The 3,426-nt window shown below is 63.9% G+C and carries 4 protein-coding genes; 2 read left to right on the forward strand and 2 right to left on the reverse strand.

What is annotated here, in order from left to right; genetic code table 11:
- Positions 1–54: 54 nt before the first annotated feature.
- On the reverse strand, positions 55–390 hold the full coding sequence (locus tag ACGFJ7_RS46750) for a transposase (RefSeq protein WP_392649030.1): 336 nt from the start codon (positions 388–390) through the stop codon (positions 55–57).
- Positions 391–418: 28 nt separating this feature from the next.
- On the opposite strand from ACGFJ7_RS46750, the gene ACGFJ7_RS46755 reads away from it, so the two are divergent.
- Positions 419–610, forward strand: a complete 192-nt coding sequence (locus tag ACGFJ7_RS46755; protein ID WP_392649033.1) for a hypothetical protein — start codon at positions 419–421, stop codon at positions 608–610.
- Positions 611–1,010: 400 nt separating this feature from the next.
- A complete protein-coding gene (locus ACGFJ7_RS46760; RefSeq protein WP_392649036.1) occupies positions 1,011–1,436 on the forward strand; it encodes an HIRAN domain-containing protein in 426 nt (141 codons plus the stop codon).
- Between the two features lie 225 nt (positions 1,437–1,661).
- Here the strand turns inward: ACGFJ7_RS46760 and ACGFJ7_RS46765 are convergent.
- Positions 1,662–3,426: hypothetical protein (locus ACGFJ7_RS46765; RefSeq protein WP_392649039.1), on the reverse strand; the 1,765-nt coding region annotated here is incomplete at its 5' end.

Below are 3,426 nucleotides of genomic sequence, written 5' to 3' on the forward strand. Positions count from 1 at the left end.
TGTTCAGCACCCGGCACGTCACCGCGACGGGGATCCCGTCAGCGGCCAGCTCGCTCACGAGCGGGTAGAGCCTTTTCCCGGCAGGTTCGCCTGTGCCAGATACGCCGCGGCCCGGCGCAGGACCTCGTTCTCCTGCTCGAGCAGCTTGATCCGCTTACGGGCCTCGCGCAGCTCGGCCGAGTCGCTGCGGCTCGCTGCAGACTCGGCCCCTTCGTCGATGCCGGCCTGACGCAGCCATTTGAACAAGGTCATCGGGTGCACGCCGAAGTCCTTAGCGACCTGCTCGACCGACACGCCGGGCTCGCGCTCACGGGCCACCCGCACGACATCGTCGCGGAACTCACGAGGGTAGGGCTTGGGCACAGCAACATCCTTCCAGCCCGCCGTCACGGCAAGCCATCTCAGATGTCACCCATCTGTGCAGCAGACCCAACGGAACTTCAGCTACGGCATCGCCCGCGCCTACGCCGGCCACACCGACAACACCGGCCCCGCCACCACCACCTACATCAAAGCCGACATCCACGCCGTCGCCACCGCCCTGGCTACTCTCACCGGAGAACCACATCCCCTCGCTCTCAACCCAGAGGAACTCGGCTTCCTCAGCTGACGCACGAATTGGCGGTGTCTAAATCGACGTGATAGCACCAGCCCGGCACGGTCGAATCGTCCGTTGAGTCTCTTGACATCGCCGCTGCAAGTGACTGCACCACCGCAGTCGCGTGAGCCGGTCAGCGGATGCCGAGTTCCTGGCCAGCGTGTCACAGTGCCTGAATGGGACTGCTCGATGCGATCCGCAGACGTCGCTCCTCACCGCCAGCCGCAAGCCACCAACGACATGCCCACGCCGCCGCGCCAGACCTATGCCGCCCCCTCGGTGCAACGCGCCCGTGAGGACAGTTGTTACGTCCCGGCCGACGTGGACGCGACCAGGTTCATCGGCGAAGACGGACTACCCACGTTGCATCTAATCCATACCGCGACACAGGCGGCGAGAACGTCCTGCGGCTATGCGAGACGCCACCGGACTGCTTGTAGGCCCGACGCATCGACGCTTGGCCCACGCCGGGATCTACGTGTCGCAGCTACGCGGTGAGGCGTACCACGAGCAGGCGTGTCAAAGCGGTGACTTCCGGCCGGGTACCACAGTAAAACTGGTCCGCGAGGCGGACAACGCCTATGACTCGAACGCGGTGGCCGTGTACGACACGACCGGCCGCCACCTCGCCGCGTACATGAACAAACAGAAAGCGAGGATCGTCGCCAGACTGCTCGACACCGGCGTCGAACTCCGCGCAATCTCGATCCGCGGCACCGGCCCCAGCAAACCCTGCGCCCAGATCGCGATCCTCGCGGCCGAACCGAACGTCCTTGCCCGGCTGACGGAACCGCGCCCCGACCATCTGCCCGCCGCCACCCTGCCCACAACCAGGTAGTCCGATTCCGCTGCGCAGGAGCCGATATTCTTGAGTCGGATAGAGGTGTGTTGTACACCTCGTTCACTCCACTCGAAGGCCACGATCACCACAACGGCCACCGGCCTGGACGTCCGCATGCGGTTGCCGCGCCGCCGGCGCCTACACCTCAAAAAGGCGATCGCGATCAGCCCGACAGGTTAGCGCCAAACGACCGGATTCGCTGCCCGCCTGCCGCATCCGATATCACGCAGAGTCATCGTCATTTCCAGATAACACGCCGGCAACTTCGAAAAACCTGCCGAGTTGCCTCTCGGCGAGGGACACAGCCTCGGGAGCGCGCAGGGAGCCGTCCCCGTGCGGATGAAGGCCGAGCAGGGTGATCTGCATTGGGGTTACCAAGTGGGAGAATTCCTTGATACGACCGCTCAAGAATTCATCAGCTGCTGTCATCACGTCGGCACCCCAATTCTCGAACGCAGCTTCGTTCATTTCGAGTTTCTCCCGTCCATTGTCCTCGATCAGGATCCCTTCCTCCGCGAGGATTTGCAGCGTGCTTTCCAGTTCGGCCCGGCCGTCGGAGAGCTGAATTTGGCGGGTGACCAGGTCATAGGCGGCGGTGATACAGTGTTCGCCGCGGCGTAACAGCCGCTCTTCTAATCCGCCGTCCCACGTCGAGTCGCTCAACTCGACCCAGCCGGAGCGTCCGAGAACCGCTACCAGCTTATCGAGGACTTGTTCGGTCTCATTGAGTGTGTTCTCGTCGCCGTAGAGATCCTGGTAAGACCGTCTCCAGAACTCGTCCGTACTGGCGCTGGCCGCTTGCGCCGCGTGGCCTCCGGTGATGATCAGCGTCAGTGGTGTATCGAATTCAGGAAAGCCAGTATCAGGACATCCATTGCGGTGGCACCAGTGTTCACCTGGGCAGGACAGGTTCACGCGGTGGACAGTCTCCGGGCTGTCGGTGCCGTCGGCGGATCGGCTCACGACAAGTAAATAGCTATGGAGTGGGGCGGGGAAGCCCACCAAGCCTTCGTCGGCGTACAGCACGCCGCCGTACACAAACACGATCAGGCCGCTTCTCTTCGGGCTCGCCCAGCCGGCGACGGCGGCGCGCGCTGTCGTCAGGGCGGTGACATCACCGCTCGGGTTCGACGGCTCCATCTGCCACCGCGGGCCGTAGCGCCAATTGCCAGCCGATTGCAGAGCGAAAGCAACCGCGTCCAAGACTTCAGGCGAGGTGCCATCGACAACTAGCAATCCGCCTAACGTCTTGCAGGTAGCCAACAGTTCGCTCGCCACACCGGGATCTTCAGCGGCTGACACACTGGGCGAGGGTGCAGTGGACCACCAGCGGTTCTCGTCAGGCACGAGTGCTTCGTTGGCGGCCGCGTCGAGCGTGATGGTTCGGGCCGCACAGTCGGCCCCGACGAGGCCGAGCACGACGTACAGAGCGGACTCCCACTCGCCGACTCCACCAGGCGCCATCGCGAGCTCCGGGCGCTCGTCACCAGCGGCTGGCAGCGCCACGGTGATCTCTCCCGGTTCCGCTAAGGCGGTGACCAGCAGAGGCCGGTCCGGCTCACGTTCGTCCTCAGCCGCGACGCGCGCTGCAGGCACGATGGTCTCACCGCTCAGATCAATCCGAGGAATCCAGGCAGGACGATGTTTCTGACGACGCCGGATCCTCACTGCCTGCTCGACCAACTCAGCCTTGGTCGGATGTGAACGCAAAAACCCATCTGCGGCTGGACGGACCAGCGCATCCAAGTCGCCCTTGCTCAGTTGTTCCGGGTGCTCGGGAACCTCGATGAAAACCTCGGGAAGCGCGATCTGCGCCAGTCGTGCCTCTACCGCAGCCGTGAACTTGGCTCGAAAGTCGCCTCGGGTCTGCTCGAAAGCGTTCTGAACCGCCTCTAGGTGTGCTGTCCAGGGAGGTTGGTCGAGGTGGTGTGACGAGTTGATCTGACTCTGGACGGGTGAAGGCCTCCGGTTGTGGAGTGGAGCTGTC

The organism is Actinoplanes sp. NPDC048988 (assembly GCF_043197815.1).
GTDB lineage: Bacteria > Actinomycetota > Actinomycetes > Mycobacteriales > Micromonosporaceae > Actinoplanes.